Origin of the sequence: Pseudonocardia zijingensis (assembly GCF_042657305.1) — a bacterium.
Taxonomy (GTDB): domain Bacteria; phylum Actinomycetota; class Actinomycetes; order Mycobacteriales; family Pseudonocardiaceae; genus Pseudonocardia; species Pseudonocardia zijingensis.
The window spans coordinates 175,415-201,447 of sequence record NZ_JBHSKO010000011.1; the positions used below are offsets into that span (position 1 = coordinate 175,415).

The following is a 26,033-nucleotide window of genomic DNA, read 5'->3' on the forward strand; positions in this document are numbered from 1 at the left end:
CTTGAATGTGGCTTTCCTGGCCTTCGGGAGGCGACCGGCGCTCAGACGAGCGGCACGGTGGCGGTCGGCGCGTGGGCGCGGGTGGTGGCGAGCTCCTCGAACTCCTGCACGGCGTCGATCTCGGCGCCCATGGCGATGTTCGTGACCCGCTCGCAGATCACCTCGACGACCACGGGCACCCGGTGCACGGCCATGAGCTCGCGGGCCCGGGCGAACGCGGCCGGGAGCTCGCGCGGGTCGGTGACCCGCAGCGCCTTGCAGCCCAGCCCCTCGGCCACCGCCACGTGGTCGACGCCGTACTTGCCCAGGCCGGGGGCGTTGACGTTGTCGAAGCCGAGCTGCACGCAGTAGTCCATGTCGAACGCGCGCTGCGCCTGGCGGATGAGCCCGAGGTAGGAGTTGTTCAGCACGAGGTGCAGGTAGGGCAGGTTGAACTGCGCGCCCACCGCGAGCTCCTCGATCATGAACTGGAAGTCGTAGTCGCCGGAGACGGCCACCACGAACGCGTCGGGGTCGGCTGCGCGCACGCCGAGCGCGGCGGGTGCGGTCCAGCCGAGAGGGCCGGCCTGGCCCGCGTTGATCCAGTGCCGCGGCTGCTGGACGTGCAGGAGCTGCGCGGCCGCGATCTGGGACAGCCCGATCGTGGTGACGTAGCGGGTGTCGGGCCCGAACGCCCGGTTGCACTCCTCGTACACCCGCTGCGGCTTGATCGGGATGTCGTCGAAGTGGGTGCGGCGCTGCAGGGTGCCCTTGCGGCCCGCGCACTCGCGCACCCAGGCGCTGCGGTCGGGCAGCGACCGGTCGCGGGCGGCGGCGATCGTCTCGCGCAGGAACGCGCCCGCGTCCGACACCACGCCGTAGTCGGGCGCGAACACCCGCCCCACCTGGGTGGGCTCGACGTCGACGTGCACGAACGTGCGCCCGGCGCGGTAGACGTCCAGGCCGCCGGTGTGCCGGTTGGCCCACCGGTTGCCGATTCCGAGCACGAAGTCGGAGGCCAGGAAGGTGGCGTTGCCGTAGCGGTGGGAGGTCTGCAGACCCGCCATGCCCGCCATGAGCGGGTGGTCGTCCGGGATCGCGCCCCAGCCCATCAGCGTGGGCACCACCGGCACGTCGAGCAGCTCGGCCAGCTCCACCAGCTCCGCGGACGCGTCTGCCCCGATGATCCCGCCCCCGGCGACGATCAGCGGCCGCCGCGCCGCCGCGAGCATGTCCAGGACCTTCTCGGCCTGGGCGCGGGTGGCCGCGGGCCGGTGCACGGGCAACGGGGTGTAGGTGTCGACGTCGAAGGCGATCCCGGCCTGCTGCACGTCGAGCGGCAGGTCGATCAGCACCGGCCCCGGCCGCCCGGAGCGCATCAGGTGGAAGGCCTGGGCGAACGCGCCCGGCACCTGCCCGGGCTCGCGCACCGTGACCGCCCACTTGGCGACGGGAGCGGCGATCGCGGCCACGTCGACGGCCTGGAAGTCCTCCTTGTGCAGCCGCGCCACCGGTGCCTGCCCCGTGATCGCGAGCAGGGGCACCGAGTCGGCCGCGGCGGCGTACAGACCGGTGATCATGTCGGTGCCCGCGGGGCCGGACGTGCCGATGCAGACGCCGATGTTCCCGGCGGCCGTGCGGCTGTAGCCGTCGGCCATGTGGGCGGCGCCCTCCACGTGCCGGGCGAGCACGTGCTGCAGCGAGCCGTCCCGGCGCACTGCGTCGTAGAACGGGTTGATCGCCGCGCCGGGGACCCCGAACAGGTGCGAGATCCCCTCGCGGCGCAGGATCGCGACGGCGGCGTCGACGGCGCGCAGTTTCATTCCTTCTGGCTCGGTCATCACGTACTCCTTCCCGACAACCGCTCGACGAGCAGCAGGAGTGCGCTGTGGTCGAGGTCGCCGTGGCCCATGGCGCGCAGCGCCCCCACCAGCTGCGCGACGTGCGCGCCCAGCGGGATCGTGACGCCGGCCTCGCGGGCGGCGGCCGTGACGATGCCCAGGTCCTTGTGGTGCAGGTCGATGCGGAAGCCGGGCGCGAACTCGCGGGCCCGCATGCCCGCGGCCTTGCGCTGCAGCACGGTGCTGCCGGCCAGGCCGCCCCCGAGCACCTCGGTGGCCGCCTCGGTGTCCACGCCGTGGGCCTCGAGGAACACCAGCGCCTCGGCGAGCAGCTCGATGTTGCCCGCCACGATCAGCTGGTTGGCCGCCTTGACGGTCTGGCCCGCCCCGGACGGCCCGACGTGCACCACGGTGCCGCCCACGACGTCCAGGTACGGGCGCGCGGCCTCGACGTCCTCGGCCGAGCCGCCCACCATGATCGAGAGCGTGCCCTCCTTCGCGCCGGCCTCCCCGCCGCTCACCGGCGCGTCGACCACGCGGATGCCGCGCTCGTTGCCGGCGGCGGCCACCGCGCGGGCGACGTCGGGGCGGATCGTCGAGCAGTCGATGTGCAGGGTGCCGGGCTTCGCGGCGGCGTAGATCCCGTCGTCGCCGAGCGCCACGGCCTCGACGTCCGGGCTGTCCGGCACCATCGTGATCACGACCTCGGCGTCGCGCACGGCGTCGGCCACGCTGTCGGCGGCGCGCCCGCCACGCTCCACGAGCCGGTCCACCGCCGGGCGGGACCGGTTGTAGCCGACCACGTCGTGGCCGGCGTCGATCAGGTGCCCGGCCATGGGGGCGCCCATGATGCCGAGGCCGATGAATCCGATCGTGGTCACTTGCTGCGCTCCATCCAGTCGAATGCGCTGTCGGTGGTGGTGGACGGCACGTACTCCAGCCCGATCCAGCCGGTGTAGCCGGCCGCGGACAGGGCGGGCAGGTGCTCGTCGAAGGGGATCTCGCCGGTGCCGGGCTCGTGGCGGCCGGGGGCGTCGGCGATCTGGACGTGCCCGATCCGCGGCGCGTGGTCGCGGATCACGGCGGCGAGGTCCTCGCCGTTCACGGCGAGGTGGTAGAGGTCGGCCAAGAGCGCGACGTTCGGCGCCCCCACCCGGTCGACCACCGCAAGGGCGTCCGCCGCGGTGCGCAGCGGGTAGCGATCGGCGCCGGAGAGCGGCTCGATCACCACGGTGCCCTCGAGGAGGGCGGCCGCGCGGGCGAGGTTCTGCACGGCGATGTCGTCCTGGTCGCGCGGGTCCGCGCCCTCGACGCGGTTGCCGTAGAGCGCGTTGAACACCCGCGTGCCCAGCCGCTTGCCGATGCCCGCGGCCACGTCGATGCTGTCGCGGAACTCGGTCTCGCGCCCCGGCCACGACGCCAGCCCGCGGTCGCCACCGGGCATGTCACCCGCGGCCAGGTTGAGCCCGGTGAGCTGCACGCCCGCGTCCTCGATCGCGCCCACGAACGCGTCGACCTCGGCGTCGGACGGCGCGGCCGTGGGGAAGGGCCACCAGAACTCGACGGCGTCGAATCCTGCGGCCTTCGCCGCGGCGGGCCGCTCGAGCAGGGGCAGCTCGGTGAAGAGGATCGAGCAGTTGACGGTCCAGCGGGTCACATGTCCTCCGTGAGATGGGTCAGGAAAGCCACTTTCCGGGCCGCTACGGCCCTGAATGTGGCTTTCCTGAACTTCCGGACCAGCGCGCGGCGAGCTCCGCCCGCCCGCCCGGGGTGAGCGCGCCGTGCAGGCGCAGGCGGGCCATGCCGCCGTCGGGGTGGACGTCCATGCGGACGTGCGTGACCGGGGTGGCGGGCACGCGGAACCGGTGGCGGGTGTCGGGCCGCAGCGGGGTGCGCTCCAGCAGCTCGACGGTGCCGCCGTCGGCGGTGCGGCCGGTGAGGCCCGCCCAGCCGGGGGCGTTGTGCAGGAACCAGCTCGTGTCGAGCTCGGCCAGCACGAGCGCGGCCTCGGCGACGAACGCGACCTCCACCCAGTCGTTGCCGTCGTCGCGGCGGCGGGCGTTCTCCCAGCCCTCGCCCATGTGCCGGGCCGGGCCGGGCATCAGCAGGTTGTTCGGGGAGCCGTAGAACGCGTTCGAGCAGCCGACGACGCGGCCGCCGTGCACCAGCGCCGCGAGGTCGGTGGTGCCGAGCAGATCGAGCAGCTCCGGGTCGGGCAGGGACTCGCCGTGCACCCGCAGCCGGGCGACCCCGCCGTCGGGGAAGATCCGCAGCCGGACGTGGGTGATCCGGCCGGGGTGCTCCACGGCGAAGGCGTTCTCGGTGTCGCCGGCGACGGGGCTGCGCGGCACGAGCGGCGTCCAGTCCACCGGGTCGTCCGTGCCGTCGGCGACCGCGCCGTCGACGGCCACCTCAGGCGGATAGTTTCCCGTGAACCACGCCGTGTCGACCACGACGCCGCGCACCACCCCGGAGACGCCGAGGCGCACGACCGCCTCGTCGTGGCCCGGCTCGCGCCTGCGGCGGGTCTCCCAGCCGTCGTAGACCTTGCCCTGCGCGCCGAAGGTCGTGGGGTCGAACGCGGGCCGGCCCGGCGTGATCAGGTTCTCCTTGGCGGCGAACGCGTCGTCGTTGGCGTGCACGACCGCGCCGCCGAGCGAACGCAGCGCCAGGTCGGGCAGCTCCCGGAAGTCGGCCATCGGTCAGTCCTCCCCTCGTCGCAGCAGCCGCCCCCGGGGCGGCCCGTCCACCGGTGTGCCGCGCAGCCACGTCTGGCGCACGACGCCGGTGAGCTCCCGGCCCGCGTAGGGCGTGACCGGGTGGCGGTGGTGCAGCTCCCCCACCGTGTAGGGCGCGTCGGGTGCGAAGACGACCAGGTCGGCGTCGGCGCCCGCGGCGATGCGGCCCTTGCGCTGCAGGCCGACGCGCGCGGCGGGCGCGTGCGCCATCCACTCGACGACGTCGGCGAGGTGGTGCCCGCGCCGCCGGGCCTCGGTCCACACGACCGGCAGCCCGACCTGCAGCGACGCGATGCCACCCCAGGCCGTGCCGAAGTCGCCGGTGTCGAGGTGCTTGAGCTCCGGCGGCGAGGGCGAGTGGTCCGAGACCACCATGTCGATCACGCCGCCGGCGAGGCCCGCCCACAGCGCGTCCCGGTTGGCGGCCTCGCGCACGGGCGGGCAGCACTTGAACCGGGTGTCACCGTCGGGCACCTCCTCGGCGGTGAGCGCGAGGTAGTGCGGGCAGGTCTCGACGCTCACCGGCACGCCCTCGGCCCTGGCGGCGGCCAGCTGCGGCAGCGCGGACGCCGCCGACAGGTGCACCACGTGCACCCGCGCCCCGGTCTCGCGGGCCAGCCGTAGCAGCGTGGCGATCGCCCCGTCCTCCGCGGCGCGCGGGCGGGACGCCACGAAGTCGGCGTAGCGGCGGCCGGCCGCCGGCCGCACCGCCGTGGCGTCCTCGGCGTGGGCGATGAGCAGGCCGCCGAACTCGGCCACCGCCTCGAGCGCGGTCCGCAGGCCGTCGACGTCCAGGGGCGGGAACTCCGGCACCCCGCTGTCGAGCAGGAAGCACTTGACGCCGAAGACGCCCTCGGCGTGCAGCTTCCCGAGTTCGCCCGCGTTGCCGGGGATCGCCCCACCCCAGAACCCGACGTCCACGGCGCACTGCCCGTCGGCGGCCGCGCGCTTGGTCTGCAGCGCGGCGACGTCCACGGTGGGCGGCAGCGAGTTGAGCGGCATGTCGACGATCGTGGTGACCCCGCCCGCGGCCGCGGCGCGGGTGGCCGTGGCGAAGCCCTCCCACTCGGTGCGGCCCGGCTCGTTGACGTGCACGTGGGTGTCGACCAGCCCGGGCAGCAGCACCTCGTCGTCGGCGAGCACCACGTCCTGCGCGTCGAGGGGCATGTCGTAGGGCAGCACCGCCTGGATGCGCTCCCCCGCCACCAGCACGGCCGCCGGACCGTCGGTGCCGTCGACGACGGCCCGCCGCGCCCGGATGACGATCACGTTCTCTCCTGGTAGGCGCGCCAGCTCGCCAGCTCCGAGATGTCCTCCAGCGGCGGCAGCTGCGGATACTCACGGCGCAGGATCATGGCGAGCGACCCGCTGCCGTCGGCCAGCTCGACGACCCCGAGCTCCAGCCCGTCGGGCTCGCCGGGCAGCAGGACCTCCCGCAGCTGCTCGTAGGACAGGTCGTAGACCTCGCCCTCGACCGCGGCCCCGCCCTCGCCGACGTCCTCGAGTGCCGGGTACTTCCCGCCGACGGCGTGGAAGCGGTAGCGCGGCGCGGTGGTGGTGCGGGCCACCAGCGGGGCGTCGCCGACGAGGTGGTGGTCGGCGCCGCCGGACATCGCGGTGCCGTTCAGGAACATCCGTGGCATCGAGGAACAGCCTCCCAGGGGTCGTGAGTGGATACGAGTGCTCCAGCACTCGTATCCACTCACGGCACGATGTGTTCGGGCCGGATCGGGACGCGGCGCAGGGCGCGCCCCGTCGCCGCCCGGATCGCGGCCGCGACGGCGGGGCCGCTGGAGATCGTCGGCGGTTCGCCGACCCCCCGCACACCGTAAGGGGCGTGCGGGTCGGCGTACTCGAGAACCTCGATCTTCATCGGCGGCATGTCGAGGATCGTGGGGATCAGGTAGTCGGTGAACGACGGGTTCTGCACGATGCCGTCGCGCACCACCACCTCCTCCATCAGCGCGAGGCCCATGCCCTGCGCGCTGCCGCCCTGGATCTGGCCGACGACCGCGTCGGGGTTGATCGCCTTGCCGACGTCCTGCGCGGTGTCCAGCGCCACGACCTTGACCAGGCCGAGCTCCACGTCGACGTCGACGACGGCCCGGTGGGCGGAGAAGGCGTACTGGACGTGGGCGTCGCCCTGGCCGGTCTCGGGGTCGATCGGGTGCGTCGGGCGGTGGCGCCACTCGACGGTCTCCTCCACTGCGTCGTCGCCGAGGACCTCCACGAGGTCGGCGAGCACCTCCCCGCCCGCATCGACGACCTTGATGCCGTCCAGGCGCAGGTCGGCCCGCCCCAGCACGCCGGCGGCGCGCGCGAGCACCGAGGCGCGCACGGCCTCGCAGGCCGCCTTCACCGCGCCGCCGGTGACGTAGGTCTGCCGCGACGCCGACGTGGAGCCCCCGGACCCGACGGAGGTGTCCTTGGGCGCGACGACCACCCGGTCGACGCCCAGCTCGGTGCGCACGATCTGCTGCTCGACGGTGATCAGCCCCTGGCCGACCTCGGCCGCCGCGGTCTGCACGGTGGCCACCGGCTCGCCGCCGGTCACCTGCAGCCGCACGCGGGCGGTGGAGTAGTCGTCGAAGCCCTCGGAGAACCCGACGTTCTTGTAGGTCACCGCGTAGCCGACGCCGCGCACGACCCCCTCGCCGTGCGTGGTGTTGGAGACGCCGCCGGGCAGGTCGCGCAGGTCGCGCTCGCCCGCCGGCTCGGGGGGCAGGGGCAGGTCGCGGACGGTGCGGATCAGCTCGGCCACCGGGGCGGCGGAGTCGATCAGCTGCCCCGTGATGTTGACGTCGCCCTCGCGCATGCCGTTGCGGGCGCGGATCTCCACGCGGTCGACGCCGACGGTGTCGGCCAGCTCGTCCATCAGCGCCTCGTGCGCGAACGCCGCCTGCACGCAGCCGAACCCGCGCATCGCCCCGCACGGCGGGTTGTTGGTGTACACGCCCCGCGCGTCGACGCGGACGCTCGGGATCCGGTACGGGCCCAGCCCCAGCGTGCCGCCGTTGCCGACCACCGCGGGTGTGGACGACGCGTAGGCGCCGCCGTCGAAGAGCATGTCGGCCTTGGCATAGACCAGGGTGCCGTCGCGCTCGGCGCCGAACTCGTAGTGCAGCCACGCCGGGTGGCGGTGCACGTGCCCGAAGAACGACTCCTCGCGCGAGTAGCTCATCTTCACCGGCTTGCCGGTGTGCAGCGCGAGCAGGCAGGCGTGGACGTGCATGGACAGGTCCTCGCGGCCGCCGAAGGCCCCGCCGACGCCCGCCAGGTGCAGCCGCACCTTGTCCGGGCCCATGCCGAGCGCGCGGCAGACCTGGCGCTGGTCGACGTGCAGCCACTGCGTGGCCACGTAGAGGTCGATGCCGCCGTCCTCGGCCGGCACCGCGAGGCCGGACTCGGGGCCCAGGAACGCCTGGTCCTGCATGCCGACCTCGAAGTCGAGCGCCACGACGACCGGCGCGCTCTGGTCCTCCTCCCCGCGGTGCAGCTTCAGGTGGCGCACGAGGTTGCCGCCGGGCTGCACCTGCGGGGCGTCCGGGTCGAGCGCCTTGCGCGGGTCGGTGACGGCCGGCAGCTCCTCGTACGTCACGACGATCTTCTTCGCGGCGCGCCGGGCGGTCTCCGGGTGGTCGGCGGCCACCAGCGCCACCGGCTCGCCCTGGTAACGCACCACGTCGCGCGCCAGGACCGGGGTGTCCTGGTGCTCCAGGCCCACGGAGTTCTCACCGGGTACGTCGGCGGCGGTGAGCACCGCCCACACCCCGGGCACCGCGAGCGCGGGCCCGGTGTCGATCGCCACGATCCGGGCGTGCGGGTGTGGGCTGCGCAGGGTGACGCCCCAGACCATCTGGTCGTGCCACAGGTCGCTCGCGTACGCGAACTCGCCGGTGACCTTGAGCGTGCCGTCGGGGCGCAGCGGGCTGTCGCCGATGCGCCCGGACGTGCGGCTTCCCGTTTCGGTGCTGGTCATGCCTTCTCCAGGAGGTCGCGGTGGACGGCCTGGGCCTCGCGGGCCAGCGCGTCCGCGTCGACGGTGACCACGCGGTCGCGCTCGACCACCGGGCGCCCGTCCACGAGCAGCAGTTCCAGGGGCGGCGGGGCGCCGAGCACGAGCGCGGCCACCGGGTCGGCGACGTCGGCGTGGGCCGGGCCGTCGAGCCGCCAGAGGGCGAGGTCGGCGAGCTTGCCCTCCTCGATCGAGCCGAGCTCGTCGGTGCGCCCCAGCACGGCGGCGCCGCCGAGGGTGGCCAGCGCGAGGCCGTCGCGCACCGACAGGGCGGTGGGGCCGCCGACCGCGCGGGCGAAGAGCACGGCGTGGCGGACCTCCTCCAGCAGGCTGCCCGCCTCGTTGCTCGCCGCCCCGTCCACGCCGAGGCCGATGCGGGCGCCCGCGTCGCGCAGGTCGCGGGTGCGGGCGATGCCGGCGCCGAGCCGCGCGTTGGACGACGGGCAGTGCGCCACGCCCGTGCCGGTGTCGCCGATCTTCTTCACCGCGGCGTCGTCGAGGTGGATCGCGTGGGCGAACCAGACGTCCTCGCCGGTCCAGCCCAGGCCCTCGACGTACTCCAGGGGCGTGCAGCCGAACCGCTCGCGGCAGAAATCCTCCTCGTCGAGGGTCTCGGCGAGGTGGGTGTGCAGCCGCACGCCGCGGCGCCGCGCCAGCTCGGCGGACTCCCGCATCAGCTCGCCCGTCACGGAGAACGGCGAGCAGGGCGCCAGCCCGATCCGCAGCATCGCCCCGGGTGAGGGGTCGTGCCAGCGGTCGATCGCCTCCTCGGACGCGGCGAGGATGGCGTCGCGGTCCTCCACGACGTGGTCGGGCGGCAGGCCGCCGTCGCGCTGCCCGAGGTCCATCGACCCGCGGGTGGGGTGGAAGCGCAGCCCCACCTCGCGCGCGGCGGTGATCTCGGCGCCGAGCACGTCGCCGCCCCCGCGCGGGAAGACGTAGTGGTGGTCGGTGCTGGTGGTGCAGCCGGTGCGGGCCAGCTGGGCCAGCGCCCCGCTCGCGCCGACGTGCACCGCGCGCTCGTCGATGCCCGCCCACACCGGGTAGAGCGTGGTGAGCCACTCGAACAGCGTCGCGTCGACGGCGAGGCCGCGGGTGACCCACTGGTAGAGGTGGTTGTGGGTGTTGACGAAGCCCGGGGTGAGCAGGCAGCCCCGCCCGTCCACGACGCGCGCCCCCTCGGCGCGCGGCGCGGGCCCCCGCCCGACCGCGGTGATCCGGTTGCCGTCGACGACGACGTGCCCGTCCGGGTGTTCCTCGCCGGAGACGGTGACGACGTGCGCACCCTCGATGATGATCATTCCGCAGCCTCCGCCGCGGTGCGGACCGCATCCATGATCTTCTCGTACCCGGTGCAGCGGCAGAGGTTGCCCGCGAGCGCCTCCCGGATCTCCGGGTCGCTCGGGTGCGGGTTGCGCTGCAGCAGGTCGTGGGTGGACACGATCAGGCCCGGCGTGCAGAAGCCGCACTGCACGGCCCCGCGCTCCACGAACGCCTGCTGCACCGGGTGCAGGTCCTCACCCGAGCCGAGCCCCTCCACGGTGGTGACCTCGCGGCCGTGCGCCTGCCCCGCGGCCACCAGGCACGAGCAGACGGGGGTGCCGTCGAGGTAGACGGTGCAGGAGCCGCACTCACCCTGCTCACAGGCGTTCTTCGAACCGGGCAGGCCGAGGCGCTCGCGCAGGGCGTAGAGCAGGCTCTCGCCCGCCCACACGTCGTCGGCCTCGCGCCGCTCGCCGTTGATCGTGAGTTCGATCTTCATGTCAGGCGGCCCTCCGGTAGTCGTCCCATGCCCAGGTGGCGGCGCGGCGCGCCATCACCGACAGGGAATGCAGGCGGTACGCGGCGCTGCCGCGCACGTCGTCGATGGGGGCGGCGGCGTCGCGGACCTTCCGCCCGAACTCCACGGCGAGCCCCTCGGGCAGCGGGCCGCGCGACTCCCACAGCCCGGCCGCGGCGAGCTCGCCCGCGAGGAACTCGGCGGCGGCGTCGGCACGGCGCGGGGTGGGCGCCGCCGAGCCGATGCCGGTGCCGACGGCCTGCCGCTGCGGGTGCAGGGCCAGCCCGAACGCCGACACGGCGATCACCATCGCGTTCCTCGTGCCGATCTTGCAGAACTGCTGCGGCCCGCTCGCCGGCGCGATCAGCACCGCCGCGATCAGCTCGTCGGGGGCCAGCGCGTTGCACTTGACGCCCGTGTAGAACTCCGCGGCGCGGATGCGACGGGCCCCGCGCACCGACGCCACCTCCACCTCGGCGTCGGCCGCGAGCAGCGGCGGGTGGCTGTCGCCCGCGGGCGAGGCCGCGCCGAGGTTGCCGCCCACGGTGCCCCGGTTGCGGATCTGCGGGGACCCGACGGTCCGCGCGGCCATCGCGAGCCCCGGCAGCCGGTCGCCCAGCTCGTCGATGATCCGGGTGTAGGTGACCCCGGCTCCCAGCCGGATCCGGCCGTCGGTCTCGGTGCCCCACTCGCGCAGTTCGGGCACGCGGGTGAGGTCGAGCAGCGCGGGCGGGCGGCGGTGGTCGAAGTTCAGCTCGACCATCACGTCGGTGCCCCCGGCCAGGGGCACCGCGTCCGGCTGCTCGGCCTTCGCCGCGAGGGCGTCGGCCCACGTCGTCGGGGCGAGGAAGTCCATGCCCAGAAGTACAGCGCGCGCCCGGGACGCGCAGAAGTCGCCGACGTGACGAATCGCCCGACCCGGGACCCCGAACGGGTTGTAGGTTCCTCCAATGCAGCTGCGCGACCTGCTCGCCAACCCCGCACTGGGGCTGCGGCTGCTGCACGCGGGCAGCGCGCCGGACGCCCTGGACCGGCCCGTCCGCTGGGTCTACACCACCGACCTGATCGACCCGGCCCGCTACCTGTCCGGCGGAGAGCTGGTGATCAGCGGGCTGGTCTGGCGCCGCGAGCCCGCCGACAGCGAGCGGTTCGTCGCCGCCGTGGCCGGCGCGGGCGCGGTGGCGCTCGCCGCGGGCGAGGCGGTGTTCCACGGCATCCCCGACGACCTGGTCGCGGCATGCCGCCGCCACGACCTCGCGTTGCTCGCCGTGCCCGAGGAGGTGTCGTTCGCCGCGGTGACCGAACTGGTGGTCGGGGCGCTCACGGCCGCCCGCGGTGACCGGCTCGCGCTCACCCTCGGCCGGCAGCGGCGGCTGCTCTCCGCCGTGGCGGGCGGGCTCGGGCTCGACGAGCTCGCCGCCGAGGTCTCGATGACCACCGGGGTGGTGATCCGGGTGCTCTCGGCCACCGGGCGCGCGGTCGTGGCGGGGCCGATCCCGCTCGCAGGCGCCGAGCTCGACGCCGCCGTCACCACGTTCCTCACCGCGCACCGGCTGCCCGCGGTGGTGCCCGGGGCGGAGCGCTCGGTGTTCCCGGTGGGTCCGTCGTCCGAGGAGCGCGTGACGTCGTGGTTCGTGCTGGCCGACGGCGACTGCACCCGCTGGGACAGCGAGGTCGGCGACACCGTCGGCGAGCTGGTGGCGATCACCGCCCTCGACCGCGCCCGCCGCGGCGAGGGCCACCGGCTGGCCCGCGAGATCGCCGAGGACGCCATCGCGCTCGTCGCCGAGGGCTCCGCGGGCCGTCCGGAGACGGCCGTGCGGCTGCGGCAAGCCGGTCTCGACCCGGACGCGCCACTGGTCGTCGCGGTGGCCGGGTTCGGGGCGGCGGAGCGCGCCGAGACCGCCCGTTCCGTGCTGGTCGACGCGGCCGCACACGTCGGACCGCCCGCCGTCGGCCTGCACGACGGGCTGGCGGTGGCGCTGCTGCCCGCGGGCCCGCCCGACGCGCCGTCCGACGCGGTGCTGGCCACCGCGCTGCAGCGGCTCGCCCCCGGGGTCGGGCCGGACCGGCTCACGGTGGGCGTGAGCCGGCCCGCGACGCTGGAGGCCCTCTCCGGGGCGCTGCAGGAGGCCCGGCACGCCCGCGACCTGGCCTCCCGCGGCCCCGGCCCGGTGCACGTGGTCACCGGCGCGGAGGTCACCTCGCACGTGGCGCTGCTCGCCGCCGTGCCCGACGAGGTGCGCCGCGCGTTCGCCGTGCGCGTGCTGGAGCCCGTGCTCGACTACGACGCCCGCACCGGCGCCGGCCTGCGCGAGACCCTCCAGGCGTTCCTCGACTGCTCCGGCTCGTGGAGCCGCGCGGCCCAGCAGCTGCACCTGCACGTCAACACGGTCCGGTACCGGATCGGGCGGGTCGAGGAGCTGACGGGCCGCAACCTGGCCGAGCTCCCCGACCGCGTCGACGTGTACCTGGCGCTGCGCTCGCTCTGAGGATCGGCTCGACGCCACACGAACGGTCGTGCTAAAAAGGTCGGCATGAGCAAGGGTGAGGCGACCCGTGGGGTCATCCTCGACGAGGCGGGCCGGCTGGCGCGCCGCGTCGGCCTCGGCGGCCTCACCATCGGTTCGCTCGCCACGCAGACCGGCATGAGCAAGAGCGGGTTGTTCGCCCACTTCGGCTCGAAGGAGTCGCTGCAGCTGCAGGTGCTGCGGTACAGCTCGGAGCGGTTCGTCGACGACGTCATCCGCCCCGCGCTCAAGGCGCCACGGGGCGAACCCCGGGTGCGGGACCTGTTCGAGCGCTGGCTCGCGTGGGACTCCACCGAGGGCGGCTGCCCCCTCGTCGCGGCCAGCTTCGAGCTGGACGACCAGCCCGGGCCCGTGCGCGAGAGCGTCGTGCGCGTGCAGCGCGACTGGACCGACACGCTCGCCACGGTCTTCACCAGCGGCATCGGCGAGGGTCACTTCCGCGCCGATGCAGACCCGCACCAGTTCGCCCAGGACATCATGGGCGTGATGCTGTCCTACCACCTGGCGAGCCGCCTGCTCGCCGACCCGCAGGCCGCCGACCGCGCCCGCCGCGCGCTCGACGCGCTCCTCGCGGCCGCCGCCTGACCCCGTCCCCCTGGAGGACCCCGTGCCCGTGTCAGCGAAAAAAAGCACGATCGTTCGTGCCTTTGGCTGGGGTGAGCGGTGGGCGCCGTCGCTCGCCGCCCGGTTCGCGGCGCGGGCGTGGTTCACGGTCCCGCCGGCGATCCCGCGCCACCGGCTGCCCGCCCTGCCACCAGGGGAGGCGATCCGGGTGGAGCTGTCCGGGCGGGTGCTGCACGCGGTGGCCTGGGGCGCGGGCGAGCCGGTCCACCTCGTGCACGGCTGGGGTGGGCGCAGCGAGCAGCTCGGCGCGTTCGTCGCGCCGCTGGTGGCGGCCGGGTACCGGGTGGTCGCCCACGACGCCCCGAGCCACGGGGCCTCGCCCGCGGGCGCCCGCGGGCCGCGCTCCACCACCATCCCCGAGCTCGCGGCCGCCCTGCGCGCGGCCGCGGGTGAGCAGGACGCGCCGCGCGCGGTGATCGCCCACTCGATCGGCGCGGCCGCCGCCGCACACGCCGTGCGCTGCGGGCTGCGCCCCTCGGCACTCGTCCTCATCGCCCCGCCGGCCGACCCCCGGTGGATGCTCGACGGGTTCGTGGCACGGCTCGGCGCCGGGGCCCGGGTGCGGGCTGAGCTGGAACGCCTGGTCGTGCGCCGGGTGGGCATGCCATGGGAGACCTTCGACGTGCCGGCGTTGCCCCGGTCGGTACCGGTGCCGCCCACCCTCGTGGTGCACGACGCGGCCGACCGCGAGGTCGGGCCCGAGCACGGCCGCGCCATCGCCGCCTCCTGGCCGGGGGCCCGCTTGCTCACCACCGAGGGGCTGGGCCACCGCAGGCTGCTGCGCGACCCCGCGGTGGTCGACGAGGTCGTCCGGTTCATCGCGGGCGCCCGGACGGTCCGGCGGCCGGCATGACCACCCTCGCCGAGCCCGTCGTGCACGTCCTCGACCGCGCGGACGCCCCCGCCGTCGTCGACGCCGTGGTCGCCGGGCTGTCCCCGCGCAGCCGCTACCTGCGCTTCCACGCCCCCGTGCCGCGCCTACCCGCGGCCCTGCGCGCCACGCTGGTGGACGTCGACGGGTCGCGCCACGCCGCCCTGGTGGCCGAGGTCGCCGGGGCCGGGCCGATCGGGCTCGCCCAGGTGTTCCGGGCCGGGTCCGGTGCAGCGGACGTGGCGGTGGCCGTCGTCGACGCCTGGCAGCGCCGCGGCGTCGGCAGGCTCCTGCTCACGGCCCTCGCCGCGCACGCCGAGGAGATCGGCTACACCGAGCTGCACGGCTCGGTGCTGCCGGAGAACGAGGCGATGCAGCGGCTCGCGCGCCGGGTGCTGCCCTGGGCCCGCCCCTGGTTCGACGGCGAGACCGTGCAATTCGTGGCCCAGCTGGGCCCCGCGGCCTGGACCGTGACCCACGAGGACCTGCTGGCCGACCTCACGCGCTGACCCGGGGCCGTGCCAGCCCGCCCCGCACCCCCGGCTGCGCCAGCATGGTGGCTTTACTGGCCGATTACGCCAGTAAAGCCACCTTGCCGGCATACGGGGGCGGGGGACCGAGGGCGGGAGACCCTCAGGAGCGCGTGACCGTCGCCTCGATCAGGCCGTACGGGCGGTCGGCGGCGTAGAAGACCTCGTTGGGGTTGTCCAGGCCGAAGGGCGAGAGGTCCACGGCGAAGTGGTGCTTGTTGGGCGCCTGCAGGCGGATCTCGGCGATCGCCGGGTGGGCTTCGAGCACGCCGCGGCCCATTTCCCAGAGGGTCTGCTGGAGCGCGAGCGAGTGCACGGTGGCGAACTTCTCGAGCAGGATCCGGCGCGCGTCGACCCAGGTCTTGTCCCAGTCGACGTCCAGCTCGGAGTAGCGCCACCGCGCCACGAGGGCCGTGGCCATGATCCGGTCGTCGGTCTCGGGGAGGGTGGTGTAGCGGTCGGTGAGGAAGCCGTGGAACTCCGAGCCGGTCGACTTGAGCAGCACCAGGTCGCGCAGGCCGGACACGACCTCGGTGCCCTCGGCGGACACGTCGACCTCGGTGGTGCGCACCTCGGGGCCGCGGCGCACCCAGGTGTGGTCGTGCCCCTCGCCGCCCACCGGCACCCGGTCCCACGCGAACTCGTCGACCGCGATCCGCGCGCCGTGCACCGGCTCGACGTCGTCGACGAAGTGCCGGGCCAGGGTGAGCGCGTAGTCCTCGATCGCGCGCAGGCCGTGCTCCTTGGCGAAGGCGTACGCGGTGTTCTTCTGCGTGTCGGTGGGCAGCACCTTGCCCTGGTCGCCCTCCAGGTGGGCGGCGGCGAAGTCGCCGCGCAGCGCGGTGGACACGGTGACGTCGCGGATCTCGTGCCGCGCGGTCTCCCGGTAGATCCGGACGAGGCGGTTCTCCGCCTTCCCGTACTGGTTCGCGCCGAGAATGATCGACATCAGTCAGCTCCCGCGGTAGGTCGAGTAGGAGAAGGGGGACAGCAGCAGCGGCACGTGGTGGTGCGCCGCGGGGTCGGTGACGGTGAAGGTGACGACCACCTCGGGGTAGAACCCCTTCTGGCCGGTGGCCGCGAAGTACTCCCCCGTGGCGAACACGAGCCGGTGGTCGCCCGCGGTGAGGCCGCCGAGGTCGCGGACCCGCCCGTCGGCGTCGGTGACGGCGGCGGCGAGCTCGCGCCCGTCCACCGTGGTGAGCCGGACGGGCACGCCGGCGGCCGGCGTGCCGCGCGTCGCGTCGAGGACGTGGGTGGACAGGCTCATGCGGCTCCCTCGTCGAACAGGCGCGCGATGCGCAGCCGGTTGATCGCGGCCAGCTCGGCGAGCGCCACCGCCCGCTCGGTGGCCGCGTCGTTGCCGAGCCGGGCGCGCAGGACGTCGAGCAGCTCCTGGGCGCTGCGGCCGGTGGCGCACACCAGGTAGACGTGCCCGAAGCGCTCCTCGTAGGCGCGGTTGCCCTCGGCGAGGGCGTCGAGGACCTCCGCGTCGGCGCCGGCCACCCCGCTCTGCTCGCGCCGGGACGCGCCGCCTGCGGTGCGGTCACCGATCCGGGGGTGGCCGGCCATCGCCTCGTCGAGGTCCGCGTCGGTGAGCGCGACCTCCGCGGTGGCCTGCAGCGACGCGAGGTCGGGGTGCGGCCGGCTCGCCGCCACCTCCTGCGCCCAGCGGGGTGCGACGCACACCTGGCGCAGCTCGCGCTCAGCGGCGGCCGGGTCGAGGGCGTTCCACTCGTCGAGCCTCATCGGCCGAACGCTCTCGTGCGCGCGGTGGCGATCGGGTTGGCGTCGGCCACGAGGTCGGAGAAGCGGCGGTTGGCCACCTTCGCGATCTCGATCAGCGCCGCGGCGTGCTCCTGCGCCGGGGAGTTGGCAAGGCGCAGCTGCCCCTCGGCGAGCACGCGGTCCCGGGAACCGGAGTCGCGCACGCACACGATCAGCGGGAACCCGAACTTCTCCCGGTAGGCCTCGGTGAGCGCCACGAGCTCGTCGTGGTCCTCGTCGGCGAGCCGGTCGAGCCCGACGCTCGCCTGGTCGCGGGCGGACTCCTCGCCCTCGTCGCCGTCGGCCACCGCGTCGGCGCCCAGGTCCGGGTAGGTCGTCATGAGCGCGCGCTGCTCCTCGTGCGGCGCGGAGAACAGGGCCTCCTGGAACGCTGCGCGCAGGTTCGCGGTGTCGGCGAACGGGCGCCGGTCGTACGCGCGGCCGACGACGGCGGCGCGGGTGTCGGGGCCGCCCTGGAAGAGCCGCCCGAACGTGTCCACGAAATCGTCGCGGCTCATCCGGTTGACCTGCTCGAGCCGCACGGCGTCGGCCCCGGGCGCTCCGGCCACGGCGGGCCCGCGGCTGCGGCCGAGGTGGTGGAACGCGATGTTGAGCACGATCGCGGTGAGGCTGCCGAGCGTGATCCCGGACCCGAACACGATCTGCGCCCACCCCGGGACGGCTGTGCCCACGTCGGGCTGGGCCGTGACGAACATGGCGAGCCCGACGCTCGTACCGACGATCACAACGTTGCGGTGGTCGTGGAAGTCGACGCGCGAGAGCGTCTGGATGCCGACCACGGCCACCGTGGCGAACATGGCGAGCGCGGCGCCGCCGAGCACCGGGTGCGGGATCCCGGCCACCACGGCGCCGGCCTTGGGCAGCAGCCCGAGCAGGATCATGAACCCGCCCGCGGCCACGACCACCCAGCGGCTCTTGACCTGGGTGAGGCGCACGAGCCCGACGTTCTCGGCGAAGCAGGTGTAGGGGAAGGAGTTGAGGACGCCGCCGATGGTGGTGGCGAGGCCGTCGGCCCGCAGCGCGCGGGTGACGTCCTCGCGCCCGACGCGCTTGCCGACGATCTCGCCGGTGGCGAAGACGTCCCCGGTGGTCTCCACCGCGGTGATGAGCATGACCACGATCATGGACACGATCGCGGCGAAGCTGAACTGCGGCCACCCGAAGTAGAACGGGGTGGTCACCCCGAACCACGCCGACTCGCCCACGGCGCCGAAGTGCGCGTCGCCGAGCAGCCACGCCACGAACGTGCCGAGCACGAGGCCGACCAGCACGGCGACCGTGGCGAGGAACCCGCGGAACAGTCGCTGGATCGCCACGATCACGGCGAGCGTGCCGAGGGCGTAGGCGAGGTAGCGCGGGTTGCCGGGGTCCGGTGCGGAGGCGCCGCCGACGGCGTCGGCCGCGGCCACCGGGAGCAGGGCGAGCCCGATCACCAGGATCACCGACCCGGTGACGACGGGCGGGAAGAACCGGATCAGGCGACCGAAGAACGGCGCGATCAGGAACGTCGCCAGCCCGGCGACGATCACCGCGCCGTAGATCACGAGCAGGCCCTCGGTGCCGCCGCCCGCCGCGAGCCCGATCGCGATCATCGGCGAGACGGCCGTGAACGTGACGCCCTGCAGCAGCGGCAGCCGCACCCCGATCTTCCAGAACCCGGCGGCCTGGATGATGGAGGCGATCCCGCAGGTGAACAGGTCGGCGTTGATCAGGTGGACGAGCTCGCGCTCGGACAGCCCGATCGCGCCCGCGAGCAGGATCGGCACGATCACCGCGCCCGCGTAGAACGCGAGCACGTGCTGGAACCCGTAGACGGCGAGCTTGCCTACGGGCAGGACCTGGTCGACCGGGTGGATGCGGCGGGACGGGCGGCGCGGCATGGGCACCTCGCTGTGCGCGGCGGCGGGGACGATTCACGATCGCGCCCGGGGCCTGCCCCGGACACCCGCGGAACTTACGAACCCCGCGCCGCACCCGCCACCCGGGTTTGTGCGATCCCACCAGACGTGCCGGTGACCGCTGCTCAGGCGGGTGCGCGGCCCCAGGTCATGAAGATCGGGTGGGACATGACGAGGGTGTCGGGGTGCTCGAGGTGCGCCCGGGCCGCGGCGTCCAGCTCCTCGAGCTCCGCCTCGCCGGCCGGCCCCAGCTCCACCACGTGCGGGCGCATGCTGCGCACCAGGTCGACCAGGGGCGTGCGGCGGGTGTGACCCGGCGGGAACACCTGCACGATGCCGTCGACCTGCACGTCGGTGGGCCCGGCCCGGCGGTACAGCTCCGGCACCCGGCGCCCGATGTTCGGGTCGGCGCCGTTGCGGCTGAAGACCACCGGCACCAGGTCGAACGTGCCGGACGGCAGCCGCGTGTCACGGGCGTCGGCCGTCCCCACCTCGACGCCCTGCAGCCCGCGCTCGGCGGCGAACCGGGCCGCCATCGCCACGTGCGCCTCGTCGGCGTCGACGCCGACCACCCGGCCGCCCGGCCCCACCCGCTCGGCCATCAGCTCCAGCGTGCCCCGCGGCCCGCAGCCCAGGTCGAGGGCGGTCTGCCCCTCCGCCAGGCCGACGCGGTCGAGCAGCTCCCCGCTGACGGGCGTCAGCTCCTCGGCCTGGCGCAACAGCCGCGCGCTCTCCCCCTCGCTGGTGCCGAGTGTGGAGGCCGCGTCCGGATCCCAGTGCGCGTGCGTTCGCGTTGTTCCCGTCGCTTCTGCCATGCGCTTCCCCTGCCCCCGGGCCCTCACCGGTTGCGCGCACCGGCAGGGCCGATACCTCCCGGGACGGTAGCGCGGATGCGGCAGAAGGCCGCCGCGCAACAGTCCGATCGGACTACAGGCAGCAGCGGGTCAGCGTACGCTTCCGGCCGGCAGCGGCTCCAGCACCAGGTCGTCGAACTTGCGGCGGACGGTCTCCATCCGCCACTTGTTGCTGAACACCGCGAGCAGGGTGCCGTCGGCGCGTCGGGTGAGGACCTCCACCTCGCTCTGACCGGCCAGCAGCTCGGCGCCCGCCTCGTCGGTGCGGCGGGCGATCGAGTAGCCCAGGTGCTCTAGCGTGACGGGGGCGCGGAACTCCGACTCGAGCCGGGAGGTCACCACCTCGAACTGCAGCGGCCCGACGGCGGCGAGCACCGGGGCCTGGTCGCCGCGCAGGTCGGAGACCAGCACCTGGATGACGCCCTCGCTGTCGAGCTGCTCGATCCCGCGCCGGAACTGCTTGAAGGCGCCGGTGTCGGCCGCGCGCACCACGGCGAAGTGCTCGGGCGCGAAGCTCGGGATCGCCGGGAAGTGCACCGGTTCGGCGGCGTAGAGGGTGTCGCCGGGACGCAGGGCACCCGCGTTGACCAGGCCGACGATGTCGCCCGGGAACGCCTCCTCCACGGTGGTGCGCTGCTGGCCGAACACCGCCTGCGCGTACTTCGTGGCGAACGGGCGGCCGGTGGCGGCGTGCGTGAGCACCATGCCGCGCTCGAACCGGCCCGAGCAGATCCGCACGAACGCCATCCGGTCGCGGTGGGCGCGGTCCATGCCCGCCTGCACCTTGAACACCAGCCCGGAGGTCGGGGCGTCGAGGGGGCGCGGGTTGCCCTCGGCGTCGTCGCGGGGCGCGGGAGCGGGCGCGAGATCCACGAGCGCTTCGAGCAGGCGCGCCACCCCCACCCCGGTGAGCGCGGCCCCGAACAGCACCGGCGTCGCGATGCCCGCGAGGAAGTCCTTCTCGTCGAACCCGGCGCCGATCTCGGCCAGCAGCGCGAGCTCGTCCTGCGCGGCGGGCCAGAACTCCGGCTCGGCGGCGGCGACCTCCGCCTCCGGCACCACCTCCGCCTCGGCCCGGGTGGCGCCGCCTGCGGTGCGGGTGAACCGGGTGAACTCGCCCGTGGCCACCTCGACGAGCCCGCGCAGCTCCCCCGCGATCCCGACCGGCCAGGTGAGCGGCATCGGGCGCAGCCCGATCGTCTGCTCCACCTCGTCGAGCAGCTCCAGGGCCTCGCGGCCGGGCCGGTCCCACTTGTTGACGAACGTGAGCACCGGGATCCCGCGGGAGCGGCAGACGTCGAACAGCTTGAGCGTCTGCGGCTCGAGGCCCTTGGCGGCGTCGAGCAGCATCACCGCGGCGTCGACGGCGGCGAGCACCCGGTAGGTGTCCTCGGAGAAGTCGCCGTGGCCCGGCGTGTCGAGCAGGTTGATCACACAGTCGCGGTAGGCGAACTGCAGCACCGCGGAGGTGATGGAGATGCCGCGCTTGCGCTCCATCTCCATCCAGTCCGACGTGACGCCACGGCGGCCCGACTTGCCGTGCACGGCGCCCGCGGTGTCGATCACCTCGGCGTAGAGCGCGAGCGCCTCGGTGAGAGTGGACTTGCCCGCGTCCGGGTGGCTGATCACGGCGAACGTACGGCGCCTGCGCGCTTCTCCCGGCACCCCGGCCGGCTCGGGAAGGACCTCTGGCATGAGGCCTCCAGCCTAATCGCGCGCCGATCGGGGCCGCGGGCGGCCGGTCGGCGCGGATGGGTCAGCGCAGATCCATCAGCGCAGATCCGCCGAGAGGATCCCGTGGCGGCGCGCGCGGGCCACCGCCTCGCGCCGGGAGCGCACACCGAACTTGCTGTAGATCGCGCGCACGTGCGTCTTGACGGTGCTGTGGGAGACGGTCAGATCGTCGGCGATCTCCTCGAACGACCGCTGCGTGGGCAGCAGGCTCAGCACCGCGCGTTCCCGGTCGGTGAGCGCCACCGGCGGCGCGGCGCGGCGCCGTTGCGTCGCGAGCACGCGCGCGGCGAGGTCCTCCTGGTTGCCGAAGCTCCCGACGTGGCGGACCAGCAGGTCGATGACCTCGGCGGGGCCCGACGCCAGCGGCCGCACCACGTCCATGGCGGCGCAGAGCTCCAGCGCGTGGTCCAGTTCGCGCCGGGCGCGGGCGCGCTGGTCGAGGCGCAGCGCGAGACCGCACTCCAGCACCCGGGCGTCCGCCAGGGTCCACGGCAGCACGGGCGGCGCCGACCCATCCCACAGCGGCACGAGCGCGTCGCTCGCGGGCCGGTACCGGCCGTGCGCGGCGCGCTGCCGCGCGTGCAGCAGCACCAGCTCCCCGGCCGCGCCGAGCTCCTCCTCGGCCCAGCTCGCGGCGCTACGCGCGAGGTCGCCCCGCCCCAGGGCCGTGGCCGCGGCGTGTTCGAGCACGGCGACGCTCGCGGTGACCTCGGCCGGGCCGCCGGCGCCCGCGGCGAGCAGGTGGGCCTCGTGGAGGCGGTCCACGCCCTCCGCGCTGCGGCCGAGGTCGAACAGCGCGGCGCCGGTCAGGGCGGTGCGCAGCGCGCGGGCCTCGACCGAGCCGCGCGACGGCCGGTCCGCCCCGTCGGACACCAGCTCCAGGCACCGGTCCGGCTCGGAGCGCAGCAGCGCGCCGTACGCGCGCGTGGTGGACGCCCAGAGCGCGCCGACCGTGGCCTGCCAGCCCGGGTTGCCCGGCTCGGCGTCGGCCGCCTCGGCGAGCGCCGCCATCCGCCGGTAGTCGCCCTCTCCCGCGGCGATCGCGGCGAGCAGGGTGAGCGCGAGCGCGGCGAGGTAGCCGTGGTGCTGCCTGCGGGCCTGCTCGAGCGCGGACTCGACGATGCCGCGCGCCTCGTCGCGCCGGCCCGCCCCGAGCTGCTGCGCGGCGAGGTGCAGCATCGCCATCGGGGCGAGGCCCAGCCCCTCGGCGGCATCGGGGCCCACCACGGCCGCGGGTGCACCCGGGTCGCCGGTGAGGATGGTGCGCCGCGACCGGACGAGCCCCCGCAGCGCCACCAGCTCCGGTGGCGGGTCCGACGGCCACGCCGCATCGGCCATCGCCACGTGGTCGTCGGCCTCGGCGAGCGCCCCGTTCTCGGTGGCCACGAGCGCGGCCACCAGCGCCAGCAACGGGTCGTGGCGGAAGGGCGCCCCGAGCCACTCCAGGGCGGCGCAGACCTGCTCGTGCTCACCGTCGGCGATCAGCGTGGTGGCGTGCTCGCGCAGCAGCCGCCGGACGCGGTCGGGCGCCCCGCCCTGGCGCGCGTAGGACAGCGCGGTGCCCGGCTGCCCGGCCTCGGCGAACCAGTCGGCCGCCCGGCCGTGCAGCCGCACCACCAGGTCCGGGCGGCGGCGCTGCAGGTCGGCGCGCAGGTGCGAGCGCAGGAGCGGGTGCAGCCGGTACCAGGTGCGGCCCACACCCGTGCTGAGCACCAGCCCCGTCTCCCGCTCCAGGGCGTCCAGCACCTCTCCCGCGTCGGACCGGCCCGTCAGCGCCCCGGCCAGCGGTGCGGAGATCCGGCTGCAGATGCTCACCGCGCCCAGCAGGTCGCGCGTGGCGACCGGGAGCCGGGAGAGGATCTCCCCGAACAGGTAGTCCGACACCGCCCGCCCGTTGCCGACCAGGTCGGTGAGGAACTGGTCGGGGTCCTGGGCCTCCCGCAGCGACAGCGCCGCCAGCCGCAGGCCTGCGGCCCAGCCCTCGGTCTGCTCGACCAGCAGCCGGACCTGGTCCGGGCGGGCGGGGATGTCCGCGGAGAGGAGCATCTGCGCGGCCTCGGACACCGAGAAGCGCAGCAGCTGCGCCCGCACCTCGCACAGCTGCCCCTCCAGCCGCATGCGCGACAGCGGCAGCGGTGGATCGGTGCGCCCCGACAGCACCAGCCTCAGCCCCGGCGAGCGGTCGCGCACCAGCGCCGCCAGACCGTGCAGCGGGGCGGGTGCGGTCAGCTCGTGCACGTCGTCGAGCACGAGCCGGACCGGGCCGGGCAGGGCGGCCACGGCGTCCACGACCGCGGCGAGGAACTCCGGGTCGCGGCTGGGCCGCGCCGGCACGGCGAGATCGTGCACCGCGCTGCCTGCGGGAACGGCCGGGCAGGAGCCGAGTGCCGCGAGCACCGCCGACCAGAACCGGCGGTCATCGGTGTCGTCGTCGTCGAGCGACACCCAGGCCACCTGCTCGGGCGCGCGCGCCACCCACTCGGCCAGCAGTTGCGTCTTGCCGTACCCGGCAGGCGCGCACACCAGCGTGACCTGCCCCTCGGCGGCCTCGTCCAGGGCGGCCAGCAGCCGGGCCCGCGGCACATGGCGGCGAGACAGCCGCGGAACGGCCGTCTTCACCAGGGGAACGCCGGGGCGCGCACGCCCGCTCTCGGCGGTCACTGCCAGGAGGCTACCGGCCCCCGCGCCACGGACAAGCACTCTCACCCCCGCGCGCCACGGCGCGCCGAGCCGCGATCACCGCCGGTCACCGCCGGTCCGGCGCAGGAGCACCGGCACGGCGACGGCGGCGGCCGCGGCCAGTACGGCGCCCAGCCACGCGGACAGCTGCATCCCGCCGACGAAGGCGTCGGTGGCGGTGGCCACCAGCTCGGCCCCGGCGGGCGCCGGGAGCGTGGCGGCCACCTCGTGGGCACCGGCGAGCGTGTCGGCGGCCGCGGCCGCCTCGTGGGGCGCGAGCTGCGAGGCCGGGCCGGCCGGCACGGCGCCGGTCATCGTCGCGCGGTAGACCGCCACGCCGATGCTGCCCAGCAGCGCGATCCCGAGCGCGTTGCCCAGCTCGTTGCCGGTCTCGGAGATCGCCGACGCGGCACCGGCCCGCTCGGCGGGCGCCGCACCGACGATCAGGTCGACGCTCAGCGTGGACGCGGGCGCGGCCCCGATCCCCAGCACCACGGTGCCCGCCACGAGCAGGGCGAGGTCGGGCTCGGCGCCGACCTGGGCGATGACCACCAGCCCCGCCGCCGCCACCGCGAGGCCGGCGGCCACGAGCCGGCGCGCGGGGACGCGGCGCACCAGCAGCGGCGTTAGCAGCGATCCGGCGATGATGCCCGCGGTCGAGGGGATCAGCCACAGGCCTGCCACCAGCGGGCTCATCCCGATCACGAGCTGCAGGTACTGGGCCACGAACAGGAAGATCCCGGCGAGGGTGACCCCGATCAGCACGTTGACCAGCACCGACGTGCTGAACGCCGCCGAGCGGAAGAGGCCGACGTCGAGCAGCGGGTGGGCGGTGCGCCGCTGCCTGCGCACGAACACGGCACCGACGGCGATGCCCACCACCAGCGCGAGCAGGGCGCCCGCGTCCGCGCCCGCCTCGGCGAGCCGCTTGACGCCGTAGATCACGGCGAGCACGCCCACGACCGACAGCACCGCGCCGGGCACGTCGAAGCGGCCGGGCGCCGGGTCGCGCACCTCGGGCAGCAGCCGGGCCCCAACTACGCTGACGACCATGCCCGCCTCGGGGAGTTCCCGGTGCCCGACACCGGCTGCACCCTGTGCGACCTCGGCGAGGGCATGGGCGTCTTCGTCACCGCGTTCCGCAGATCCGCCCGGGTGTGCTCGCCGCGCTGTTCGCCGACTGCGCCGCCGTGCCCGAGCTGCGCGACGCGTTCCTCGCCGCGCTGTTCGACCCGCCACGCGCCGCCGTCGCGCAGATGCTGGAACGGGCCGTGACCCGCGGTGACCTGCGCGCCGACGTCGACCGCACGCTCGTGCTGGACATGCTGTCCGCGGTGGTGCACCACCGCGCGCTGTTCGGGCACGCCCCCACCCCCGAGCGCGGCGTCGAGCAGGCGGTCGAGGCGCTGCTGGCGGGGATCGCCGTGGACCACCCCCGGCTCGTGGCCCACAGCCGCGAGCTCACGCAGGCCCACCACGCCCGCGCGTGACCGGGGTCACCGCGCGCGGCTGTCACGACCCACCCACCCACGCCGTCCCTCCTGCGTGCGGCGCGCACCGCGCCGCGGAGGGAGCACGAAGATGACCGAACGCCTGAGCATGCAGGACGTCGACCCCGCCGCGCTCAAGGCCATGTACGGGCTGGAGGGCTACCTGGCGCGCTGCCCGGTCCCCCGGCGCACGCTGCACCTGATGAAGCTGCGCGCCAGCCAGATCAACGGGTGCGCGTTCTGCACGGACATGCACGCCCACGAGCTCAAGGCCGAGGGCGAGTCGGACGAGCGGCTCTTCTCGGTGGTGACGTGGCGCGAGGCCCCGTGGTTCACCCCCGAGGAGCGCGCGGCGCTCGCGCTCACCGAGGAGGCGACGCGGATGGGCCCCGGCGGCGTCTCGGACGAGACGTGGGCCGAGGCCGAGCGGCACTACTCGCCGTCCGAGCTCGCCGCGCTGGTCACCGCCATCGCGACCATCACGGCGTGGAACGTCCTCAACGTCGCCGTGCGGACCACGCCCGGCATGCTGCGCCGGGCAGCGGCTCCCGCGGCGGCACCCGCCTGAGCGCCGGCCGGCGCGGGCACGCACCCGTGGCGGTCCCGCGCCCGCCGCCAGCGCTTGACAGCGTTTACCGCACCTGCTGCGATCGTCCGCACTCCTCACCCACGCGGGTGAGG

Annotated in this window: 24 protein-coding genes; 6 read left to right on the forward strand and 18 right to left on the reverse strand. The window is 75.0% G+C overall.

The genetic code is table 11. The features are described 5' to 3' along the window. Positions 1-41 precede the first annotated feature (41 nt). Genes gcl through ACFPL3_RS22265 form a run of 10 tightly spaced genes read right to left on the reverse strand, consistent with a single transcriptional unit; the run spans position 42 to position 11,209 of the window. Complete coding sequence (gene gcl, locus ACFPL3_RS22220; protein ID WP_379589614.1) at positions 42-1,820, reverse strand: glyoxylate carboligase; 1,779 nt, start codon at positions 1,818-1,820, stop codon at positions 42-44. Next, positions 1,820-2,701 (reverse strand): 2-hydroxy-3-oxopropionate reductase, encoded by an 882-nt coding sequence (locus ACFPL3_RS22225; RefSeq protein WP_343942538.1) that lies wholly within the window; start codon positions 2,699-2,701, stop codon positions 1,820-1,822. The genes gcl and ACFPL3_RS22225 overlap by 1 nt, the downstream gene beginning before the upstream one ends. Beyond that, positions 2,698-3,477, reverse strand: coding sequence for a hydroxypyruvate isomerase family protein (locus ACFPL3_RS22230; RefSeq protein WP_343942539.1), 780 nt, complete (start codon positions 3,475-3,477; stop codon positions 2,698-2,700). The genes ACFPL3_RS22225 and ACFPL3_RS22230 overlap by 4 nt, the downstream gene beginning before the upstream one ends. Before the next feature lie 43 nt (positions 3,478-3,520). Next, positions 3,521-4,519: an allantoicase gene (gene alc / locus ACFPL3_RS22235; protein ID WP_343942540.1), complete on the reverse strand. Its 999-nt coding sequence runs from the start codon at positions 4,517-4,519 to the stop codon at positions 3,521-3,523. A gap of 3 nt (positions 4,520-4,522) precedes the next feature. Next, positions 4,523-5,827 carry an allantoinase AllB gene (allB, locus tag ACFPL3_RS22240; protein WP_343942541.1) on the reverse strand — a complete coding sequence of 435 codons (1,305 nt, stop codon included), beginning with the start codon at positions 5,825-5,827 and terminating at the stop codon, positions 4,523-4,525. Next, positions 5,824-6,201, reverse strand: coding sequence for an allophanate hydrolase-related protein (locus ACFPL3_RS22245; RefSeq protein ID WP_343942542.1), 378 nt, complete (start codon positions 6,199-6,201; stop codon positions 5,824-5,826). The genes allB and ACFPL3_RS22245 overlap by 4 nt, the downstream gene beginning before the upstream one ends. Positions 6,202-6,260: 59 nt before the next feature. Then, on the reverse strand, positions 6,261-8,537 hold the full coding sequence (gene pucD, locus ACFPL3_RS22250; protein WP_343942543.1) for a xanthine dehydrogenase subunit D: 2,277 nt from the start codon (positions 8,535-8,537) through the stop codon (positions 6,261-6,263). Further along, positions 8,534-9,874: an 8-oxoguanine deaminase gene (locus ACFPL3_RS22255; RefSeq protein WP_343942544.1), complete on the reverse strand. Its 1,341-nt coding sequence runs from the start codon at positions 9,872-9,874 to the stop codon at positions 8,534-8,536. Before ACFPL3_RS22255 ends, pucD begins: the two co-directional genes overlap by 4 nt. Then, a complete protein-coding gene (locus ACFPL3_RS22260) occupies positions 9,871-10,335 on the reverse strand; it encodes a (2Fe-2S)-binding protein (RefSeq protein ID WP_343942545.1) in 465 nt (154 codons plus the stop codon). Before ACFPL3_RS22260 ends, ACFPL3_RS22255 begins: the two co-directional genes overlap by 4 nt. A gap of 1 nt (position 10,336) precedes the next feature. Beyond that, positions 10,337-11,209 (reverse strand): FAD binding domain-containing protein, encoded by an 873-nt coding sequence (locus tag ACFPL3_RS22265; RefSeq protein WP_379589615.1) that lies wholly within the window; start codon positions 11,207-11,209, stop codon positions 10,337-10,339. A 94-nt stretch (positions 11,210-11,303) separates the two neighbouring features. Between ACFPL3_RS22265 and ACFPL3_RS22270 the strand changes: the two genes are divergently transcribed. The 4 genes from ACFPL3_RS22270 to ACFPL3_RS22285 are packed head-to-tail and all read left to right on the forward strand — an operon-like array spanning position 11,304 to position 14,888. Then, positions 11,304-12,845: a PucR family transcriptional regulator gene (locus ACFPL3_RS22270; protein ID WP_379589616.1), complete on the forward strand. Its 1,542-nt coding sequence runs from the start codon at positions 11,304-11,306 to the stop codon at positions 12,843-12,845. A gap of 45 nt (positions 12,846-12,890) precedes the next feature. Beyond that, the gene (locus ACFPL3_RS22275) at positions 12,891-13,469 is read left to right on the forward strand and encodes a TetR/AcrR family transcriptional regulator (protein WP_343942549.1); all 579 of its coding nucleotides are present in this window, start codon (positions 12,891-12,893) and stop codon (positions 13,467-13,469) included. A 28-nt stretch (positions 13,470-13,497) separates the two neighbouring features. Further along, complete coding sequence (locus tag ACFPL3_RS22280; RefSeq protein ID WP_343942550.1) at positions 13,498-14,361, forward strand: alpha/beta hydrolase; 864 nt, start codon at positions 13,498-13,500, stop codon at positions 14,359-14,361. Further along, positions 14,358-14,888, forward strand: a complete 531-nt coding sequence (locus ACFPL3_RS22285; RefSeq protein ID WP_343942551.1) for a GNAT family N-acetyltransferase — start codon at positions 14,358-14,360, stop codon at positions 14,886-14,888. The genes ACFPL3_RS22280 and ACFPL3_RS22285 overlap by 4 nt, the downstream gene beginning before the upstream one ends. A 124-nt stretch (positions 14,889-15,012) precedes the next feature. Here the strand turns inward: ACFPL3_RS22285 and pucL are convergent, their stop codons facing one another. From pucL to ACFPL3_RS22325, 8 genes are all read right to left on the reverse strand, one after another. Beyond that, complete coding sequence (gene pucL, locus ACFPL3_RS22290) at positions 15,013-15,858, reverse strand: factor-independent urate hydroxylase (protein WP_343942552.1); 846 nt, start codon at positions 15,856-15,858, stop codon at positions 15,013-15,015. A gap of 3 nt (positions 15,859-15,861) precedes the next feature. Beyond that, positions 15,862-16,179 (reverse strand): hydroxyisourate hydrolase, encoded by a 318-nt coding sequence (uraH, locus tag ACFPL3_RS22295; protein ID WP_343942553.1) that lies wholly within the window; start codon positions 16,177-16,179, stop codon positions 15,862-15,864. Next, on the reverse strand, positions 16,176-16,658 hold the full coding sequence (uraD, locus tag ACFPL3_RS22300; RefSeq protein WP_343942554.1) for a 2-oxo-4-hydroxy-4-carboxy-5-ureidoimidazoline decarboxylase: 483 nt from the start codon (positions 16,656-16,658) through the stop codon (positions 16,176-16,178). Before uraD (ACFPL3_RS22300) ends, uraH begins: the two co-directional genes overlap by 4 nt. Next, a complete protein-coding gene (gene uraD, locus ACFPL3_RS22305) occupies positions 16,655-18,577 on the reverse strand; it encodes a 2-oxo-4-hydroxy-4-carboxy-5-ureidoimidazoline decarboxylase (protein ID WP_343942555.1) in 1,923 nt (640 codons plus the stop codon). The genes uraD (ACFPL3_RS22300) and uraD (ACFPL3_RS22305) overlap by 4 nt, the downstream gene beginning before the upstream one ends. 143 nt (positions 18,578-18,720) lie before the next feature. Further along, positions 18,721-19,410: a methyltransferase domain-containing protein gene (locus ACFPL3_RS22310; RefSeq protein ID WP_343942556.1), complete on the reverse strand. Its 690-nt coding sequence runs from the start codon at positions 19,408-19,410 to the stop codon at positions 18,721-18,723. 129 nt (positions 19,411-19,539) lie between these two features. Continuing rightward, the gene (locus ACFPL3_RS22315; RefSeq protein WP_343942557.1) at positions 19,540-21,144 is read right to left on the reverse strand and encodes a peptide chain release factor 3; all 1,605 of its coding nucleotides are present in this window, start codon (positions 21,142-21,144) and stop codon (positions 19,540-19,542) included. A gap of 75 nt (positions 21,145-21,219) precedes the next feature. Next, positions 21,220-23,844 carry a winged helix-turn-helix domain-containing protein gene (locus ACFPL3_RS22320; protein ID WP_379589617.1) on the reverse strand — a complete coding sequence of 875 codons (2,625 nt, stop codon included), beginning with the start codon at positions 23,842-23,844 and terminating at the stop codon, positions 21,220-21,222. 75 nt (positions 23,845-23,919) lie between these two features. Next, positions 23,920-24,915 (reverse strand): MFS transporter, encoded by a 996-nt coding sequence (locus ACFPL3_RS22325; protein WP_343942559.1) that lies wholly within the window; start codon positions 24,913-24,915, stop codon positions 23,920-23,922. Positions 24,916-25,019: 104 nt separating this feature from the next. On the opposite strand from ACFPL3_RS22325, the gene ACFPL3_RS22330 reads away from it, so the two are divergent. Beyond that, a complete protein-coding gene (locus ACFPL3_RS22330; RefSeq protein ID WP_343942560.1) occupies positions 25,020-25,352 on the forward strand; it encodes a TetR-like C-terminal domain-containing protein in 333 nt (110 codons plus the stop codon). A gap of 91 nt (positions 25,353-25,443) precedes the next feature. Further along, the gene (locus ACFPL3_RS22335) at positions 25,444-25,920 is read left to right on the forward strand and encodes a carboxymuconolactone decarboxylase family protein (protein ID WP_343942561.1); all 477 of its coding nucleotides are present in this window, start codon (positions 25,444-25,446) and stop codon (positions 25,918-25,920) included. Positions 25,921-26,033: the final 113 nt, after the last annotated feature.

Excerpts from the sequence above, each read along its gene's own strand:
- gcl (WP_379589614.1), bottom strand. The coding sequence starts at position 1,820 with ATGACCGAGCCAGAAGGAATGAAACTGCGCGCCGTCGACGCCGCCGTC.
- alc (WP_343942540.1), bottom strand. The coding sequence starts at position 4,519 with ATGGCCGACTTCCGGGAGCTGCCCGACCTGGCGCTGCGTTCGCTCGGC.
- ACFPL3_RS22245 (WP_343942542.1), bottom strand. The coding sequence starts at position 6,201 with ATGCCACGGATGTTCCTGAACGGCACCGCGATGTCCGGCGGCGCCGAC.
- pucD (WP_343942543.1), bottom strand. The coding sequence starts at position 8,537 with ATGACCAGCACCGAAACGGGAAGCCGCACGTCCGGGCGCATCGGCGAC.
- ACFPL3_RS22255 (WP_343942544.1), bottom strand. The coding sequence starts at position 9,874 with ATGATCATCATCGAGGGTGCGCACGTCGTCACCGTCTCCGGCGAGGAA.
- ACFPL3_RS22260 (WP_343942545.1), bottom strand. The coding sequence starts at position 10,335 with ATGAAGATCGAACTCACGATCAACGGCGAGCGGCGCGAGGCCGACGAC.
- ACFPL3_RS22265 (WP_379589615.1), bottom strand. The coding sequence starts at position 11,209 with ATGGACTTCCTCGCCCCGACGACGTGGGCCGACGCCCTCGCGGCGAAG.
- ACFPL3_RS22270 (WP_379589616.1), top strand. The coding sequence starts at position 11,304 with ATGCAGCTGCGCGACCTGCTCGCCAACCCCGCACTGGGGCTGCGGCTG.
- ACFPL3_RS22275 (WP_343942549.1), top strand. The coding sequence starts at position 12,891 with ATGAGCAAGGGTGAGGCGACCCGTGGGGTCATCCTCGACGAGGCGGGC.
- ACFPL3_RS22285 (WP_343942551.1), top strand. The coding sequence starts at position 14,358 with ATGACCACCCTCGCCGAGCCCGTCGTGCACGTCCTCGACCGCGCGGAC.
- pucL (WP_343942552.1), bottom strand. The coding sequence starts at position 15,858 with ATGTCGATCATTCTCGGCGCGAACCAGTACGGGAAGGCGGAGAACCGC.
- uraH (WP_343942553.1), bottom strand. The coding sequence starts at position 16,179 with ATGAGCCTGTCCACCCACGTCCTCGACGCGACGCGCGGCACGCCGGCC.
- uraD (WP_343942554.1), bottom strand. The coding sequence starts at position 16,658 with ATGAGGCTCGACGAGTGGAACGCCCTCGACCCGGCCGCCGCTGAGCGC.
- uraD (WP_343942555.1), bottom strand. The coding sequence starts at position 18,577 with ATGCCGCGCCGCCCGTCCCGCCGCATCCACCCGGTCGACCAGGTCCTG.
- ACFPL3_RS22310 (WP_343942556.1), bottom strand. The coding sequence starts at position 19,410 with ATGGCAGAAGCGACGGGAACAACGCGAACGCACGCGCACTGGGATCCG.
- ACFPL3_RS22315 (WP_343942557.1), bottom strand. The coding sequence starts at position 21,144 with ATGCCAGAGGTCCTTCCCGAGCCGGCCGGGGTGCCGGGAGAAGCGCGC.
- ACFPL3_RS22325 (WP_343942559.1), bottom strand. The coding sequence starts at position 24,915 with ATGGTCGTCAGCGTAGTTGGGGCCCGGCTGCTGCCCGAGGTGCGCGAC.
- ACFPL3_RS22335 (WP_343942561.1), top strand. The coding sequence starts at position 25,444 with ATGACCGAACGCCTGAGCATGCAGGACGTCGACCCCGCCGCGCTCAAG.